Origin of the sequence: Streptomyces longwoodensis (genome assembly GCF_001514125.1) — a bacterium.
Classification (GTDB): Bacteria; Actinomycetota; Actinomycetes; order Streptomycetales; family Streptomycetaceae; genus Streptomyces; species Streptomyces longwoodensis.
The window spans coordinates 420,729-438,175 of record NZ_KQ948549.1 but is presented as its reverse complement, the minus strand read 5'-3'; the positions used below and the strand labels follow the sequence as shown (position 1 = coordinate 438,175).

Sequence of the window (17,447 nt, the reverse complement as noted above, 5' to 3'; positions counted from 1 at the left end):
TGCATTGATGGCATCCGCACGCGACGAGGCGCATGACCCCTTCGGGTCTGCCGGAGTGCGGGGCGTGCGGTGCCTTTGCAGCATGGCGTCTGACACCCCTCGTGCACGACGCATGCGACCGGACCGGTGCCCTGCCACCGCACCGGTCCGGAAGGACGACATGCCCATACGCACCCGCGGCACGGCTGCCGCGGCCGCCATGTTCCTGGCCGGCCTGACGGTACTGAGCGCGGTCCCCGCCCACGGCACGCCCGGTGCGGCCGCCACCCTCCTGAAGTCCGCGGACGGGGAGGGCGGCCCCCCTGCCGCGCGACTCCCCCGGCGGGCGGGGGACGGCGGCGCGTACACCGTCGCCCCCGGGGACACGCTGTGGGACATCGCGCACCGGACCCTCGGCGACGTCCTGCGGTGGGACCGCGTCTACGCGCTGAACCAGCAGGCCCTCGACCGTGCGGCCCGTCGCCACGGGTACGCCTCCAGCGACCGGGGCCACTGGATCTTCCCGGGAACCGCGCTCACCCTCCCCGGGGCCGGGCCGGCGCCGACGCAGCCCGCGCCGCGCTTCGAACCCGCCGCGTGCCCGACCACGTACGGGCCGCTCGAAGGCACCCGCTGCGGCTACCTCGTCGTACCGGAGGACCGGTCCCGGCCCACCGGGCGGACCCTCCGCCTGGCCGTCGCGCTTGTCAAGTCGGCGTCGCCCACGCCGCGCCCCGACCCGATCGTGTTCCTCACGGGCGGTCCCGGGGCCGACGCCCTCGGGGGCATCGAGGAACTCACCGACGCCGGTCTGAACCGCGACCGTGACCTGGTCGTCCTCTCCCAGCGCGGCACGTTCTCGTCCCAACGGCCGCTGCTGTGCCCCGAGATCGACCAGTTCTACGCGGACCGCGTGCACCTGCGCTACGACGCACCCTCCACCGGGGACCGCTACGCGCAGGCCGCGGCCCGGTGCCACGAGCGCCTGACGGCCGAGGGAGTCGATCCCGCCGCCTACACCACCAGCGAGAACGCCGCGGACGTGGCGGACCTGCGCAAGGCCTTGGGCATCCGGGAGTGGAACGTCCTGTCGCACTCCTACGGGACCCAGCTGGCGCTGACCTACATGCGCATGTTCCCCCAGGGGATCCGCTCCGTGACGGTCGACGGCGTCGTCCCTCCCTCCGAGGCCAGCCCCGGGTGGACCTGGAGCAGCATGCGGGAGTCGTTCGACGACATCGTCGCCGCCTGCGCGGCGCAGTCCGCCTGCCACCGGCGCTACCCGGACATCGGGGCCACCTTCCTGCGCATGGTGCGTGAGCTGGAGGCCCGTCCGGTCACCACGTACGTGATGGTGCCGCAGGTCGGCCGGGTGAAGGTGGTCCTGGACGGCGGGGCGCTGCTGAACTGGGTGGTGCGCGCCAGCCACGCACCCGCCGACTTCCCGCTGGCCGTGGACGAGCTGGCCCACGGCCGCCCCGAGCGCATTGCCGAGCAGTGGGCGGCCTCCTGGATTCCCGGCTCGCAGGGGATGTTCGCCCACGGGTTCTCGCTGAGCGTGTGGTGCAGCGAATGGGTGCCGTTCGAGACCCCCGCCGAGCAACTCGCCAAGGGACGGCAGGCGTTCCCGGAGCTGCCCCCCTCGGTCCTGGCCCAGGCGCCCCAACTGCCCTTCCTGCGGCAGGCGTGCCGGAACTGGCCCGTCCCCACGGCACCCGCCTCCGTGCGCGAGGTGACGCGCAGCAGCATCCCCACGCTGGCCATCTCCGGGAGCTTCGACGCCCAGACCGGCGCCCAGTGGGGGCGCTTCGTGGCCCGGACGCTGTCCCGCTCCACGGTGGTGACGCTGGCCGGTGTCGCCCACGGGACGTTCGACACCCCGTGCGGCAGCGAGGTGATCACCTCCTTCTACGACGACCCCGACCACCCGGACACCAGCTGCGTGAGCTCCGTGGAACCGGTGCCGTTCCTCGTCGGCAGCGAGGGGGCGAGCAGCTCGTGACCACGGATCTGCTGCCGGACGGTTCCGGCACCCGCCGGGCCGCGGGCCGACGGTGGTCGCGCCGCGGCTTCCTGGGCGCCGCGTCGGCGCTGGGCTGCGCCGGCGTCACCCTGGGCGCCGCGGCCCCGGCCGCCGCGGCTCCGGGCTCCGCCGTCAAGGGCGGGGGCACCGGCGCCGCGGGCTACGCACCCGACCCGCTGTTCGACGCCCTCGACGCCAAGATCGAGCAGGGGATGAAGGCCTACGCGATCCCCGGGGCGGCCGTGGGCGTGCTCTGGAACGGCCAGGAGTACGTCAAGGGGTACGGCGTCACCAACGTCGACCACCCGGTCCCGGTCGACGGTGACACCGTCTTCCGGGTCGGCTCGACCACCAAGACCTTCACCGGCACCACCGTCATGCGGCTCGTCGAACGCGGCGAGGTCGAGCTGGACGCCCCGGTGCGCCGCTACCTCCCCGACTTCACGGTGGCCGACCCGTATGCGTCGGCGCAGGTCACCGTGCGCCAGTTGCTCGGCCACAGCGCCGGCTGGCTGGGCGACGACTACCAGGACTTCGGCCCCGGGAACGACGCACTGGCCCGCTTCGTGACCTCCATGGCCCGGCTCCCGCAACTCAATCCCCCGGGCTTGGTGTTCGCCTACAACAACGCGGCGCTGTGCGTGGCCGGCCGGATCATCGAGGTGGTCACGGGCAAGACCTACGAGGCGGCAGTGCGCGAGCTGGTCATCGATCCGCTCGGGCTCGACCACACCCGGTTCTCCAGCGACCAGATCGTGGGCTTCGGCGTCGCGGCGCCCCACGACGTCGTCGACGGCAAGGCCGTGCTGGATCCATCCTTCTGGTCCCAGCCCCGCAGCCTCGCACCGACCGGCGGCCTGATCTCCAGCGCCCGCGACCAGCTGGCCTGGGCCCGTTTCCACCTCGGCGACGGAACCGCTCCCGACGGCACGCGGCTGCTGAGCAGGGCGTCGCTGCAACGGATGCGCTCCGACCCCGGTCCGGGCGGCACCCTGGTCGTCGAACTCGACGGCATGGGCGTCACCTGGATGCTGCGTCCGACGGCCCAGGGGCCGCGGATCGTGCAGCACGGCGGGACCTGGCCGGGACAGATGTCCGGCTTCCTGATGGTGCCCAGCCGCGGTTTCGCCCTGACCCTGCTGACCAACTCGGAAGGCGGGACGCAGCTCAGGGACGAGCTGTTCACCGACGACTGGGCCCTCAGGCGGTTCGCCGGGGTGACCAACCTGCCGGCCACGGCGCAGGTGCTGACCGGGCAGGCGCCGGCACCCTACGAGGGCCGCTACACGGCCCAGCGGATCAACGACGAGGGCGCCGTGGAGGACGTCGTCGTCGACCTGACGCGCCACGACGGGCAGCTGAGGGGCACGCGGACGTTCCACGGCCCGAGCAGCCCGAGCGACACCGCCCCCGAGGAGGAGGAGGACGCGGCGGCCGCCCAGACCAGTGGGCTCGGGGCGGCCTTCTACCGCCCCGACTTCACCCTGGACCTAGACGACGACGGCCGGCCGGTCGGTACCCGCTCCGACTTCGTGCGCGGACCCGACGGCAAGGTGCTCTGGTGGCGCAACCACGGCCGGCTGTACCGCCACCGGACGGAGTGATCACGGCAGCGAGAGGCCGGCCGGGCGACGGGCCCCGGCACTGCCGCACCCCGCGCGTCCCGGCCGGCCGCATCCGATCGTCCGCTCCGCCCGGAAGACGGTTCGAGGTGTTACGCACCTTTTTGCGGGCATGACGACCGCACGGGTTCGACGGAAGGGAGCCGGCCGCCACGTGAAGGACGGTGGACCACGGGACGATCCGGCGCGCCGGGCCAGGCGGGTACGCCACGCCTGGCTGCTCGGTGCCGTCCTCGCACTGATCGCCGTGGTGACGGTGGTGGACGTGCTGTCACCCCCCGAGGTCCACCTGGGGCCCCTGCTGGTGGCGGCGCCGGCGGTGACGGCGTCGTTCGCCGGCCCGCGCCTGACCGGCTTCGTCGGCGCGGTCGCCGTGCTGGCCCAGGCGGCCGTGGCGATCGCGCGGACGACCCTGACCGACCTCAACCACACCTGCCAACTCGTCGCACTCGTCCTCGTCTCGGGCCTCGCCACCCTCTTCGCCTTCCTGCGGGAGCGGGAGGAACGGCACGTGGTGAGGCTGCGCTCCATCGCGCACACCGCGCAGAACGTCGTGCTGCGCCCGCTGCCCGAGCGGGCGGGCCCGCTCACCATCGCCTCGCTGTACCTGGCCGCCCAGGAGGAGGCGCACATCGGCGGCGACCTGTACGCCGTGACCCGTACCGCGACCGCCACCCGCCTGCTGATCGGCGACGCCCGGGGCAAGGGGCTCGACGCCGTCAGCGAGGCCTCACTCGTGCTGGGCGCCTTCCGCGTCACCGCCGCCGGCTCGGCGCACCTCGCACAGCTGGTCGCCCACCTGGACGCGGCGGTCGGCTCCGCCGAACACGGCGCCGGCCCCTCGACCGAGGCCACCCCCTCGGGTACCGGGACCGTCGCCTCCACCGAAGCGTTCGTGACCGCGCTGGTGGCGGAGGTCCCGGACGACGAACCCGTGATCCACCTCGTCAGCTGCGGGCACCCGCCGCCCCTGCTGCTCACGAACGGTGACGTCCGGACGCTCGACGTGCTGGAGTCGGGTCTCCCCCTGGGCCTGTCGGACACCTCGCCCCCGCGCGTGACCGTCCAGACGTTCTCGTTCGGCAGCGGCGACGTCCTCCTGCTGTACACGGACGGGGTCATCGAAGCGCGCGACCGGGGCGGGAACTTCTACCCGCTGGCCGACCGGCTGCGGGCAGGGGGCCCGTACACGCCGCAGGCGCTCGTCGATCACCTGAAGGCCGACCTGCAGGACTTCGTGGGGGGCCGCCTCGGGGACGACGCGGCCTTCCTGGCCCTCACCCGCATGCCGCGGCACAGCTGAGTCCGGGGCGGTCGGGTCGCCGCGCATCCGCCGCGCCCCCGGCCGCGGAAGGGGTGACGGACCGGCCGTCGGGCCGTACCGGACTAGGAGTACTGATGACCGTCTTGGCCCGCTTCGTGGTGCGACACCGCTGGTGGATCATCGTCTGCTGGGCCTTCCTCGCCGTCGCGGGCGGTTTCGCGGCGCCGCGGGCCACGAACGCGCTGAGCTACGAGGGCAGTCTGCCCGGCCGCTCCGGCTACGAGACGAACCAGGAGATCCTCGCGAAGTTCGGCTCGGGCGGCGAGAACGCCCCGGTGGTGCTCGCCGTCACCGCGCGGGGCGAACGCCTCGGCCCACCGCAGGCCGCGCGGATCGCCGCCGCGGTGGAGGCGGTCCGGCCCGGCGGGCGGCTGGTGACCTGGCAGCAGGAGCCGGACCTGCTGGCGGCCGACGGCCGCACGGGCGTGCTGCTGGTGTACCCCCGCCCGCTGCCGGGCGCGCCGGAGCCCTACGCCCGGGTGCTGCCTTCGCTGGAGGCCGCCGCCGGGAAGGCGGGCGCCGCCACCGGGACGACGTTGGCGGTGACCGGCCAGGCCGCGCTGGCCGAGGGCGGTGGGGGCGGCGACGCCGGCGTGCTCGCCGAGACGCTGTTCGGCGGGATCGGCGCGCTGATCGTGCTGGTGCTGGTCTTCGGCTCCCTGCTGGCCGCCACCCCGCTGGTCGTGGCGGTCGCGTCGATCCTCACCACGTTCCTGCTCATGTGGGGTCTGACGACCGTCACCGACGTGTCGTTCATCGTGCAGTACCTGCTCGCGCTGATCGGGCTCGGGGTCGCCATCGACTACGCCCTGCTGATCGTCACCCGCTGGCGGGAGGAGCGCGGCCGGGGCGCCGGCCCGGAGGAGGCGGTCGTCCGCGCCATCGGTACGGCGGGACGGGCGGTGCTGTTCTCCGGCCTGACGGTGGCGATCAGCCTCGCGGCGCTGATCGCCCTGCCGGTGCCGTTCCTGCGCAGCGTGGGGTTCACGGGCCTGCTCATCCCGCTGATCAGCGTGGTCACCGCGCTGACCCTGCTGCCCGCCCTGCTGCTGGTGGCGGGCCGGCGGCTGGACTGGCCGCACCGGCGCCGCAGTGAGCCCGACAGCAGGCTGTGGCGGGGCATCGCCACCGTGGTCGTGCGCCACCGGTGGGTGGCCGCGGCCGCCAGCGCCGTCGTGCTGCTCGCGCTCGCGGCGCCGGTGGCGGGCCTGCGCCTCGGCTCCCCCAGCAACGACTCCGTGACCAGTGCCGGGGGCAGGGCGGCGCAGGCCCTGCGCACGGTGCAGGACGCGGGCATCGGTGACGGCATCACCCAGCCCGTGGAGGTGCTCACCCGCGACCCGGCGCGGACGCGGGCCGTCGTCGGGGCGGTGGACGGGGTGGCCGGCGTCGCCGGGCCGCAGGAGTGGCGGCGCGGGGCGTGGTCGGTCGTCGACGTGTGGACGGCCGAGGATCCGGCGACGGCCGAGGGAGCGGCCGCAGCCGGGCGGGTGCGCACCGCGGCGGAGGACTCGGGGGCGCGGGTCGGCGGACTGCCCGCACAGGACGCCGACTTCGTCGACGCGGTGTACGGGAACGCCTGGTGGATCGCCGCGATCATCGTCGTGGTGACGTTCCTGCTGCTGGCCCGGGCCCTGCGCTCGGTCGTCCTGCCGCTGAAGGCGCTCCTCCTCAACGTCCTGTCCCTGGCGGCCGCTTACGGTGTCACCGTGCTCATCTGGCAGGAAGGGCACGGCACCGAGTTCCTCTTCGGCCAGTCGGCCTCCGACGCCGTCACCACCTGGGTGCCGGTGGCCGTCTTCTCCTTCCTGTTCGGCCTGTCGATGGACTACGAGGTGTTCCTGCTGTCGAGGATCCGCGAGGAGTACCGGCTCAGTGGCTCCACGGACCGGGCCACCGTCGACGGGGTCGCGCGCACCGGGCGCCTCATCACCTGCGCGGCCGTCATCCTCTTCCTCGCCTTCGTCTCCCTCTCCCGGGTCCCGGCCACCGACGTCAAGATCCTCGCCACGGCCCTCGCCCTGGGCATCCTCATCGACGCCACGATCGTCCGCGGTGTCCTGGCCCCGGCGCTGGTGGCCGCGCTCGGCAGGGCCAACTGGTGGCTGCCCGGCCACCGCGGTGACCGGGCAGAGTGACGTGCGGGGTGCAGGACCCCCTAGGACGAGGCACCTCCTAGAGGGCGGCCGCGACCTCCGTGCCCTGCTTGATCGCGCGCTTGGCGTCCAGTTCGGCGGCCACGTCGGCGCCGCCGACCAGGTGCGGGGTGCGGCCGGCGGCCAGCAGCTCCTCGTACAGGTCGCGGCGCGGCTCCTGGCCGGTGCACAGCACGACGGTGTCGACCTCCAGGACGGTGCTGTCCTCGCCGACGGTGATGTGCAGCCCGGCGTCGTCGATGCGGTCGTAGCGCACGCCGGGGACCATGGTGACGCCCCGGTGCTTGAGCTCGGTGCGGTGGATCCAGCCGGTGGTCTTGCCCAGTCCGGCGCCGACCTTGGTGGGCTTGCGCTGGAGCAGGTGCACGGTGCGCGGCGGGGCGGGCCGCTCGGGTGCGGCGAGGCCGCCGGGCGCGCGGTAGTCCGTGTCGACGCCCCAGTGGCGGAAGTACGTCGCCGGGTCCGCGGCGGCGCCGTCGCCGCTGTCGGTGAGGAACTCGGCGACGTCGAAGCCGATGCCCCCGGCGCCGAGGACGGCGACGCGCTTGCCCACCTCGGCGTCGCCGCGCAGGACGTCGAGGTAGCCGACGACGCTCGGGTGGTCGACGCCGGGGATGTCCGGGGTGCGCGGGGTGACGCCGGTGGCGACCACGACCTCGTCGAAGTCGGCCAGGTCGGCGGCGGTGACGGGGGTGTCGAGGCGGACGTCGACGGTCTCCTCGGCGAGCCGGTGCCGGAAGTAGCGCAGCGTCTCGTCGAACTCCTGCTTGCCCGGCACCCGGCGGGCGACGTTGAGCTGGCCGCCGATCTCGCTCGCGGCGTCGAACAGGGTGACGTCGTGGCCGCGTTCGGCGGCGGTGACCGCGCAGGCGAGGCCCGCGGGGCCCGCGCCGACGACGGCGACGCGCTTCCTGAACCGGGTCGGGGAGAGCACCAGCTCGGTCTCGTGGCAGGCGCGGGGGTTGACCAGGCAGGAGGTGATCTGCCCGCTGAAGGTGTGGTCGAGGCAGGCCTGGTTGCAGCCGATGCAGGTGTTGATGGCCTCGGGCCGGCCGGCGGCCGCCTTGGCGACGAACGCGGGGTCGGCGAGCATCGGGCGGGCCACGGACACCATGTCGGCCACCCCGTCCGCGAGCAACTGCTCGGCCACCTCGGGGGTGTTGATGCGGTTGGTGGTGACCAGCGGCACGGACACCTCGCCCATGAGCCGCTGGGTCACCCAGGTGTAGGCGCCGCGCGGCACGGAGGTGGCGATGGTGGGGATGCGGGCCTCGTGCCAGCCGATGCCGGTGTTGATGATCGTCGCGCCGGCCGCCTCGACCGCCTTGGCGAGGTCGACGACCTCCTCGAGCGTGGAGCCGCCGGGGACGAGGTCGAGCATCGAGAGCCGGTAGATGACGATGAAGTCCTCGCCGACCGCCTCGCGGACCCGCCGCACGATCTCCAGGGGGAAGCGGACGCGGTTCTCGTGGGAGCCGCCCCAGCGGTCGGTGCGGTGGTTGGTCTGGCGGGCGGTGAACTCGTTGATGAGGTAGCCCTCGGAGCCCATGATCTCCACGCCGTCGTAGCCGGCCTCGCGCGCGAGGCGGGCGGTGCGGGCGTAGTCGTCGATGGTGCGCTCGATGTCGGCGTCGCTGAGCTCGCGCGGCACGAAGGGGCTGATCGGCGCCTGGAGGGGGCTGGGGGCGACGAGGTCGCGGTGGTAGGCGTAGCGGCCGAAGTGCAGGATCTGCAGGGCGATGCGGCCGCCCTCGCGGTGCACGGCCGCGGTGACGACGCGGTGCTGCTCGGCTTCCGCCTCGGTGGTGAGGCGGGCGCCGCCCTCGTAGGGGCGGCCCTCGTCGTTGGGGGCGATGCCGCCGGTGACGATGAGGCCCACTCCGCCGCGGGCGCGCTCGGCGTAGAAGGCCGCCATGCGCTCGAACCCGCGCTCGGCCTCCTCCAGGCCGACGTGCATCGAGCCCATCAGGACGCGGTTGGGCAGTGTGGTGAAGCCCAGGTCGAGGGGGCTCAACAGGTGGGGGAAACGGCTCATCGGGGCCCTCCGTGCAGGGTGTCGTCGACCCTGTTCTAGAGGACCCCGAAGCTTTGTGCAACTAGTTGCAGAATGAGCCCGGCCGGCCGGATAACCCGCCCACCGCGGTGTCGGCGGCCGTGGCGTGCGGCTACTTGCTCTCCAGCAGGACGTGCAGCTCCTTCTCCTGGTCACCCGAGGAGTGAGCCACATCACGCATGCTGAACTGGGCGTCCAGCACCTTGCGGAGCTGCTCGATCGCCCAGTAGCCGCCCTGCGCGTCGGCCGTGACGGTCGACGAGAGCCGGGCGGGCGGCGGGACCTCGTGCGCCTCGCTGACCTCGAAGGTGCCGAGCCAGACCATGGGGCGGGACTCGTGCAGTTGTTCGGGCACGTCCTCGGCGCACCGGTCGGACTCGAAGCACGCGCAGAGCGCGTCGAAGACCACCCGGGCGTCCTCCTTGCTGCATCCGCTGATCTCGACGGAGACGGACTCCTCGTGCGATCGCTCGCGGTCCATCGTGAACGCTCCTCTCATGACGGTGACGCGGACGGCGAGTTCCCCACGAGCGGCGCCGCATCCATGGGGAGCGGCACTTTTCGGTCCGGGGGCCTGCGGCGCGCCGGTCGCCAGGCAGGGCGGGTCGCACCCGCGCGAGCGGGCGGACGGAGCACCGAGCGCGGGCCGAGGAGACAGCACCGGCCCGGGGTGCGACTCCAGACCGGTGGCCGGGCGGGCGCCGGTTTCGGGCCGACGGGAGAGTCGGCCGACACCCGGGCGGGCCCGCCGAGCACCGGGCAGGGCGCCGGGCCGCGTCCGCGCCCGAGGACGGGCCGGGCGCGCCGGGCGCGCCGGGAGCCCCAGGAGCGCCTGGAGCGCGGCCCTCGCCCCCGCCTCAGCCGCGTGTGAAGCGGTACGTCTTGCTGTCCGTGAGGACGCAGAAGCCCGGGGAGACCACGATGACGCGCAGGGTGCCGGTGCGGCGGTCGTAGTCGACGCCCTCCGCCTCGAAGCTGCCCGAGCAGCCGCTGCGCAGGGGAAGCTGGCGCAGGGCCGTCACGTGCCCGGAGACGTCGGAGGAGCCGGGCTGCGCCGAGAGGTCGATCTGGAGCAGCGGCTTGGTCATGCCGAACAGGGACCCCTCGGGGTCGTCGGAGGAGCACAGCAGGGTCGTCGGGGCGGAGAAGTCGCAGCCCTGCACGTCACGGACGGCGTGGTCGAGGCGGACCGTGGACGCCTGGGGCAGGTTCGCCGACGGCGAGGTGCTCGCGTTGACGCCGGGCGTGGGCAGGACGAGCAGCCGCGTCATGGTGCCCCACTCCCCCGTGAGCATCCACTGGCCGTCGGGCGAGACGGCCACCCAGGAGTTGTTCAGGGCCTCGCCGGGGCTCAGCGCGTGCACGTACTCCGACCAGGCGCCGCCGGGTGCCTGCACGCGGAACATCTTCGAGGCGCCCGAGTCCCGCTGGTAGGGCTCGATGTAGTAGCCGTTGTACGAGGCGTCGGGGTCGCCGACGTGGTTCCAGCCGCGCGTCGACAGGCCGATCGGGATGGTGCCGATGCCGGTGTAGCGGTTGGGGCCGCCCGCCGGGACCTCGACGGAGGCCAGGCCCTGGCTCTCGGTCAGCGGGTCGGCGCGGTCGGAGCCGACCTCGGTCCAGGTGTCCGCCGCCGCGGCGGGCGGGGCCGCGGACAGGGCGGCGGCGACCGCGGTGGCCAGGACGACGAGCGCGGTGCGGGCCGCGTGACGGCGGCGGCGGGCAGGGCGCAGGGGCATGGGCCGACTCCTCGACAGGGGGGTGGATGGCGCGGGTCGGCGCACAGTCTGGCGTCGTTCGGTAGTCATGTACAGACCAAGTGATGGACACGGGCGGACCAGTCGGCGAACGGCGCCCGTCCCCGTCCCGGGGGAGGATGGAACCCGCGCGGAAGGCATGGGAGAACAGGGTTGGGCGCGGTAGAACAAGGGGAGTCGGCGCGGGGGACGGCGTGCCGCGGCAAAGTACGGAGGCGGTGCGTGGCATGACTGCAGCCGAACCGGCGGCGGCCGGGACAGGCGGCCCCATACGGCCCGGTGGCCTCCTCGACGTCCTGAACGTGGCCTCGGTGGTCCTGGACGCGCGGGGACGCATCGTGCTGTGGAGCCCCCAGGCCGAGGCCCTGTTCGGCTATCCGGCCGAGGAGGCGCTGGGCCGGTACGCCGCGCAGGTGATGGTGCACGAGCGCCACGTCGAGCTGGTGGTCAAGCTGTTCGCCGACGTCGTGCGGACCGGTCAGAGCTGGGCCGGCGCCTTCCCGATCCGCCGCAAGGACGGCACCGTCCGGCTCATCGAGTTCCGCAACATGCGGCTCCTGGACGACCACGGCGAGGTCTACGCCCTCGGGCTGGCCGCCGACCGGCCGACCCTGCGCCAGGTGGAGCAGGACCTCGCCCTCTCCACCCGTCTGGTCTCGCAGTCACCGGTCGGGCTGGCCGTCCTCGACACCGACCTGCGGTACGTGTCCGTCAACCCGGCGCTCGAGCGCATCGACGGCGTCCCGGCCGACGCCCACCTGGGCCGCACCCTGCGCGAGGTGGTGCCGCTGCTGGACGCCGACGCGCTGGAGACGGCGGCCCGCCGGGTGCTGCGCACCGGGGAGCCGGTCGTGGACCGCGCCGCGGTGGGCCGGACCCCGGCGGACCCGGACGAGGACCACGCCTGGTCGATGTCGCTGTACCGGCTGGAGGACGCCCGCGGCGCCGTCCTGGGCGTGGCGGTGTCCGTCGTGGACGTCACCGAGCAGTACCGGGCCGGCGTCGAGGCCGAGGCGGCCCGCCGGCGGCTGGCCCTCGTCGCGGACGCCTCGGCCCGCATCGGCACCACGCTCGACCTGGAGCGCACCGCCCGCGAGCTGGCCGACGTGGCCGTGCCGGAGCTCGCCGACGTGGCCGCGGTTGACCTGCTGGACGCGGTCGTCGCGGGCCGGCCCGGCACCTTCGGACCGACCGAGTCGGCCGTCATCCGCGCGCTGGCCGTCCGGGCGTACGCCTCCCCCGAGGCGCTGGCGGCGGCCGACCCGCCCGGCCAGGTCGCCGCCTACGGGCCCGACCGGCTGGTCACCGAGTGCGTGCGCACGGGCAGCCCGGTGCTGGTGCCGGAGGTGACCGACGACGACTACGTCCGCATCGCCCGCTCCCCCGAGGCGGCGGTGCTGCTGCGCCGGTCGGGCGTCCACTCGTACCTGGCCGTGCCGCTCATCGCGCGCGGCGAGGTGCTCGGCGCCCTGGACCTCAAACGGACCGTCAACCCCGAGCCGTTCACCGAGGACGACCTGCTGCTGGCCCGGGAACTGGCGGCGCGCGCGGCCGTGCAGATCGACAACGCCCGCTGGTACCAGAACGCCCGCACCGCCGCGCTCACCCTCCAGCGCAGCATGCTGCCCAGCCACCCGCCGGTCACCGGCGGCCTGGAGGTGGCCTCCCGCTACCAGCCGGCCGGCGGCACCACCGAGGTCGGCGGCGACTGGTTCGACGTGATCCCGCTGGACGGCGCACGGACCGCGCTGGTCGTCGGCGACGTGATGGGCAGCGGCATCGACGCGGCCGCCACGATGGGCCGGCTGCGCACCGCGACGGCGACGCTGGCCTCGCTCGGCCTCGACCCGGCCGTGCTCCTGGAGCACCTCGACCGGATCACGTCCGGCCTCGACCACTCCATCGCGACCTGTGTGTACGTCGTCCACGACCCCGAGCTGGGCCAGTGCCGGATCGCCAACGCCGGGCACCTGCCGCCGGTGCGGCTGCGCGTCGGCGGGTCGCCCGAGCTGCTCGACCTGCCCACGGGGGCGCCGCTCGGGGTGGGCGGGGTGCCGTTCTCCACGACCACCGTCGACTTCACCCCCGGCGACCGGCTGGTGCTCTACACCGACGGACTGGTGGAGACCCGCCGGCACTCCCTCGACGAGCGGCTGGACGCCCTGCTCGCCCTGCTGGACGGGCCCGGCCGGCCGCTGGAGGAACTGTGCGACCTCCTCCTGCGCACCCTGCACCAGCCCGACAACCGCGACGACGTGGCCCTGCTCGTCGCGCGCGCCCGCGAGCGGGACTGACGCGGACGGCGGAACCCTGGCGACGCACCCCCCCGGTGCGTCCGGTTCACAGGCATTTGTTACCTCGCCCTTACTCCGCGGCCCGGACAATCACAGTGAAGGGTGGACCGTGTCGTCGGGTCGAGGAAGGTGAGCCGTGATGCACGAGCCGGAGCGGGAGCACAGCGGCGGCGGTACGCCGACCGGGCGCTGGCAGGGACGTTCACGGCGGGGCCGCGTGGTGCTCGCGGCCACCACGGTCGCCGTGCTCGCCCTGGGCGGCACGGTCGCCTACGCCGCGACGTCGGGGAGCTCCGGCGGTGCCGCACCGACGGCACCGGCGTCCTCGTCGTCCGCGGCGCCGTCCCCCGACCGGCACGAGCGCGGGCCGTGGTCCGGCTTCGGCGGCGAGGGGGTACACGGCGAGGCCACCGTGAAGGACCCCGACTCCGGCGACTGGGTCGTCCGCACCTGGCAGCGCGGCACCGTCGAGAAGACGGACGGCGACCGGGTCACCGTGCACAGCGAGGACGGCACCTCGTGGACCTGGACCGTGGGCAAGGACACGACCGTCCGGCGGGAGGAGGGCTCCACCGCCGGGGCCGACACCCTGAAGAAGGGTGACACCGTCCTGGTCGTCGGCACCCGCGACGGCGGCACCAGGACCGCGGACCGCGTGCTCTCCGGCACCTTCACCGACCGCGACGACCACACGCACCACCACGGCAAGGACGGCAAGGACGGCAAGGACGGCAGGGACGGCCACGGCCCCTTCGGTCACCGCCCGGGGCACCGGTGGGGCGGCGACGACGGCACCCCCTCACCGGCGCCCTCGGGGAGCGGCGCGGCCACCTGACCTCACCGCGTGCGCGTGCCGACCACCACGTGGGCCCAGCGGTCGTCGTCGACCGCGAGGCGGGCCGTCAGGCCGCCGTCGGTGAACGCCTCGACGGCGGCCGGGGCTTGCTGCTCGCTCGTCTCGACCAGCAGGCAGCCACCGGGCGCGAGCCACGCCGGCGCCCCGGCGGCCACCCGGCGCAGCACGTCGAGGCCGTCGGCGCCGCCGTCCAGCGCGGTCAGCGGCTCGTGCTCACGGGCCTCCGCCGGGAGCAGGGGCACCTCGCGGGAGGGGACGTAGGGCACGTTCGCGGCGAGGATGTCCACCCGCCCGCGCAGCCGGTCCGGGAGCGGACCGAAGAGGTCGCCCTCGTACACCCGACCGCCCAGGTCCGCGAGGTTGCCGCGGGCGCAGCGCACCGCGGCCGGGTCGAGGTCGGCGGCGTGCAGCTCGACGGAGCCGAGGGCGGTGGCGAGGGCGGCGCCGACCGCGCCCGATCCGCAGCACAGGTCGACGACCACGCGCGCGTGCGGGGCGTGGGCGAGGGCCTGGTCCACCAGGAACTCGGTGCGGCGGCGGGGCACGAAGACCCCGGGGGCGACGGTGACGCGCAGGCCGTGGAACTCGGCCCAGCCGACGACGAGTTCGATCGGCTCGCCGGCGACCCGGCGGGCGACCAGGGCGGCGGCCTCGTCGGGCGTGCGGGCGGCGGAGAGGATCAGCCGGGCCTCGTCCTCGGCGAAGACGCAGCCGGCGGCGCGCAGCGCGGCGACGACGGCGTCCGGGGACGACGGCGAGGGGGCGGGGGACGGTGACAGGGGTGGCATGACAGCCGTGCGGCCTTTCGGAGGGCGAAGGGCGCTCCCGCGGTCCTACCGCCGGCCGTCCGGGCCGTGCGGAGGGAGGAACACCCGCTGCGGTACTGCGGTGATGGGTCCCACCTCCTCGGCTCCACGGGCGCGCGGCGGATCCGCGACCGGACGATCACCCTACCCCAACGGCCCCGGCCCCAACGGCCCTGCCCGGGCGGCGCGATGGGCGGCCCGATGCACGGCCCGGCACGGTTGTACTATGCAACCATGAGTGGTCGGTCAGGTACGGGTCGGCGCGGCGGGGACGACGCAGGGGCGGCCGTCGAGGTCATCCAGCGGGAGATGACCGTGTTCGCCCGGCGGGCCCGGGCGGCGGCGGGCCGGATGCACCCCGAGCTGACGCTGGTGTCGTACACGCTGCTCGGGCACCTGGAGGAGAGCGGCGGCTGCCGGGCGACCGACCTGGCCGCGCACTACGCCCTGGACAAGTCGACCGTCAGCCGTCAGGTCTCCGCGCTGGAGCGCGCGGGGCTGGTCGAGCGGCGCCCCGACCCGGAGGACCTCCGGGTCCAGGTGCTCGACCTCACCGCGGCCGGCCGCAGCGTCCTCGCCCAGGTCACGGAGCGCCGCCGGGCGGCCTTCCGGGAACGGCTCGCGGACTGGGAGGCGGAGGACCTGGAGAGGTTCGCGGCGTACCTGGTGCGCTACAACGCCCGGCCGGCCGAGGACGACTGAGGCGGCCGGACGCCCGGGCCGGCTCACCCCACGCCCGGATCCGCCGTCAGGCCACCCCCACCGCCTCCCGGTCCTCCTCCCCCAGCCGCTCCGGCGCGCGGGCGGCGAGGAACGCCGTCCTGAGGCGGAGCCGGAACCCGAGGGACTCGTAGAGGCGGATCGCGTTGGTGTTGTGGGCGCCGGTGTGCAGGAACGGTGTCTCGCCGCGCTCGCGGATGCCGTGGGCGACGGCGAGGACCAGCCGGCTCGCCAGGCCCTGGCCGCGGGCGGCGGGGTCGGTGCAGACCGCGCTGATCTCGGTCCAGCCGGGCGGGTGGAGGCGTTCGCCGGCCATGGCCACGAGACGGCCCTCCCGGCGTATGCCCAGGTAGGTGCCGAGCTCGATGGTGCGCGGCTCGAACGGTCCGGGCTGGGTGCGGGCGACCAGGTCGCGCATCTCGGGGACGTCCGCGGGGCCGAGGCGGACCGCCTCGGGGTCGGGTGCGGCGGCGAGGCCGTCGTCGACGAGCTGCACGCCCTCGGCCCGGAACGTGATCTCCCAGCCCTCCGGCACCGCGCCCCGGTAGCCGGGCAGCGGGATCTCCGCGCCGGGCCCGGCCAGCGCGGCCAGGTCCGCCCAGTCGTCGGCGTCCGGCTCGTCGGGCAGTGCCAGCCACGGCGACACGTCGACCGGGTAGCGCAGCACCCGTCCGCGGCGCTCGGCGAAGTGCGCGTGCGGGCCGGTCAGGGACGCCAGCGCCGGGTTGTCCAGTACGTGCCGGGCCGGCTGCCCGCCCGGGCCGTGCGACGTCGCGCTCACGCGTGCGCCCCCACTTCGATGACGACCTTGCCGCGGACGTGCCCGTTCTCGACCTCGCGCAGGGCGGCCCCGGCCTGCTCCAGCGGATAGGTCCGGGTCACCAGGGGGTCCAGCTCCCCGCGCACCACGAGGTCCGCCACGGCGTCCAGGACGGCGGCGGTGCGGGCGCGGACCACGCGGGCGCCGCCGAGCGCCCGGACCGCGTCCTCCGTCGCGCCGGCCGTGATGAGCCGGGCCCGGTCGGTCAGCAGATCGGCCGCTTCGGTCAGCACCTCGCCGCCGACCAGGTCGTACACCGCGTCGACGCCGTCCGGGGCGGCCGCGGCCCGGGCCCGCTCGGCCCAGCCCGGCCCCGAGGGGACGTGGACGGCGCCCAGCGCCTCCACGGAGTCCTTCTTCGACTCGCTCGCCACGCCGATGACCCGCAGCCCCTCGGTGCGGGCGATCTGGAGCGCGGCCACGCCGACGCCGCCGCCGGCGCCGGTGACCAGCAGGGTGGCCCCGGCGGGCAGGCCGAGCTGGCGGACGCCGTCGTAGGCGGTCGCGGCGGCGACGGGCAGGACGGCCGCGTCGGCGAAGGACAGCCCGGCGGGCTTGTGGGCGGTGATGCCGCCCGCGAGGAGCGCGTACTCGGCGTAGCCGCCGGCCACGGCGGTGCCGAACACCTCGTCGCCGGGCGCGAAGCCGGTGACGCCTTCGCCGGTCTCCTCGACGACGCCCGCCACCTCGTTGCCCAGGACGGCCGGGAAGGTCTGCTCGCCGTCCTCGCCGGGGCGCCGGAAGCCGGTGCGCTGCTTCCAGTCGACGGGGTTCACACCGGCCGCGCGGACGGCGACCAGCACCTCGCCGGGGCCGGGGCGGGGCCGGTCGGCCTCGATCAGCGCCTCGGTCTCCGGACCCCCGTACCGCGTGAAGACGTACGCCTTGGGCATCGCTTCCCTCTCCTTCGTTCGCGCGGCCCGACGGGGGCCGCCACCACTGGGCAAGGGGTGCGGGCCGGACGCTATTCCCCGCGGCCGGGGAAGTTCACACCGCCTTAATGATCGCCGCCCACCCGGGGCGGGAGCACGGCTGAC

At 74.8% G+C, this 17,447-nt stretch carries 13 protein-coding genes; 7 read left to right on the top strand and 6 right to left on the bottom strand.

The annotated features are described in order from the left end of the window. The first annotated feature begins 160 nt into the window (after positions 1 to 160). The 4 genes from AQJ30_RS01940 to AQJ30_RS01925 all read left to right on the top strand — a co-directional run bounded on the left by AQJ30_RS01940 (position 161) and on the right by AQJ30_RS01925 (position 7,086). Complete coding sequence (locus AQJ30_RS01940; protein WP_159052282.1) at positions 161 to 1,981, top strand: alpha/beta fold hydrolase; 1,821 nt, start codon at positions 161 to 163, stop codon at positions 1,979 to 1,981. Continuing rightward, positions 1,978 to 3,606: a serine hydrolase domain-containing protein gene (locus AQJ30_RS01935; protein WP_211278908.1), complete on the top strand. Its 1,629-nt coding sequence runs from the start codon at positions 1,978 to 1,980 to the stop codon at positions 3,604 to 3,606. Before AQJ30_RS01940 ends, AQJ30_RS01935 begins: the two co-directional genes overlap by 4 nt. A 172-nt stretch (positions 3,607 to 3,778) precedes the next feature. After that, positions 3,779 to 4,927: a PP2C family protein-serine/threonine phosphatase gene (locus AQJ30_RS01930; protein ID WP_245726771.1), complete on the top strand. Its 1,149-nt coding sequence runs from the start codon at positions 3,779 to 3,781 to the stop codon at positions 4,925 to 4,927. A gap of 95 nt (positions 4,928 to 5,022) precedes the next feature. Then, entirely contained in the window at positions 5,023 to 7,086 is a 2,064-nt protein-coding gene (locus AQJ30_RS01925; protein ID WP_067227949.1) for an MMPL family transporter, read from the top strand. A 37-nt stretch (positions 7,087 to 7,123) separates the two neighbouring features. Here AQJ30_RS01925 and AQJ30_RS01920 read toward each other — a convergent pair whose 3' ends face one another. From AQJ30_RS01920 to AQJ30_RS01910, 3 genes are all read right to left on the bottom strand, one after another. Then, positions 7,124 to 9,139: an NADPH-dependent 2,4-dienoyl-CoA reductase gene (locus AQJ30_RS01920; protein ID WP_067227947.1), complete on the bottom strand. Its 2,016-nt coding sequence runs from the start codon at positions 9,137 to 9,139 to the stop codon at positions 7,124 to 7,126. A gap of 130 nt (positions 9,140 to 9,269) precedes the next feature. Continuing rightward, a complete protein-coding gene (locus AQJ30_RS01915; RefSeq protein ID WP_067227946.1) occupies positions 9,270 to 9,638 on the bottom strand; it encodes a hypothetical protein in 369 nt (122 codons plus the stop codon). Between the two features lie 376 nt (positions 9,639 to 10,014). Next, positions 10,015 to 10,896: a hypothetical protein gene (locus tag AQJ30_RS01910; RefSeq protein ID WP_067227944.1), complete on the bottom strand. Its 882-nt coding sequence runs from the start codon at positions 10,894 to 10,896 to the stop codon at positions 10,015 to 10,017. Positions 10,897 to 11,141: 245 nt separating this feature from the next. Between AQJ30_RS01910 and AQJ30_RS01905 the strand changes: the two genes are divergently transcribed. Together AQJ30_RS01905 and AQJ30_RS01900 are read left to right on the top strand one after the other, a co-directional pair. Next, positions 11,142 to 13,208, top strand: coding sequence for a SpoIIE family protein phosphatase (locus tag AQJ30_RS01905; RefSeq protein ID WP_079083714.1), 2,067 nt, complete (start codon positions 11,142 to 11,144; stop codon positions 13,206 to 13,208). A gap of 139 nt (positions 13,209 to 13,347) precedes the next feature. Then, a complete protein-coding gene (locus tag AQJ30_RS01900; RefSeq protein WP_067227943.1) occupies positions 13,348 to 14,043 on the top strand; it encodes a hypothetical protein in 696 nt (231 codons plus the stop codon). Positions 14,044 to 14,045: 2 nt separating this feature from the next. On the opposite strand, the gene AQJ30_RS01895 is transcribed toward AQJ30_RS01900, so the two are convergent. Next, complete coding sequence (locus tag AQJ30_RS01895; RefSeq protein ID WP_067227941.1) at positions 14,046 to 14,852, bottom strand: putative protein N(5)-glutamine methyltransferase; 807 nt, start codon at positions 14,850 to 14,852, stop codon at positions 14,046 to 14,048. A 252-nt stretch (positions 14,853 to 15,104) separates the two neighbouring features. Between AQJ30_RS01895 and AQJ30_RS01890 the strand changes: the two genes are divergently transcribed. Then, on the top strand, positions 15,105 to 15,572 hold the full coding sequence (locus AQJ30_RS01890) for a MarR family winged helix-turn-helix transcriptional regulator (protein WP_067227940.1): 468 nt from the start codon (positions 15,105 to 15,107) through the stop codon (positions 15,570 to 15,572). 46 nt (positions 15,573 to 15,618) lie between these two features. Here AQJ30_RS01890 and AQJ30_RS01885 read toward each other — a convergent pair whose 3' ends face one another. Together AQJ30_RS01885 and AQJ30_RS01880 are read right to left on the bottom strand one after the other, a co-directional pair. Continuing rightward, the gene (locus AQJ30_RS01885) at positions 15,619 to 16,371 is read right to left on the bottom strand and encodes a GNAT family N-acetyltransferase (protein WP_067227938.1); all 753 of its coding nucleotides are present in this window, start codon (positions 16,369 to 16,371) and stop codon (positions 15,619 to 15,621) included. Continuing rightward, a complete protein-coding gene (locus tag AQJ30_RS01880; protein ID WP_067227937.1) occupies positions 16,368 to 17,303 on the bottom strand; it encodes a quinone oxidoreductase family protein in 936 nt (311 codons plus the stop codon). Before AQJ30_RS01880 ends, AQJ30_RS01885 begins: the two co-directional genes overlap by 4 nt. Positions 17,304 to 17,447 lie beyond the last annotated feature (144 nt).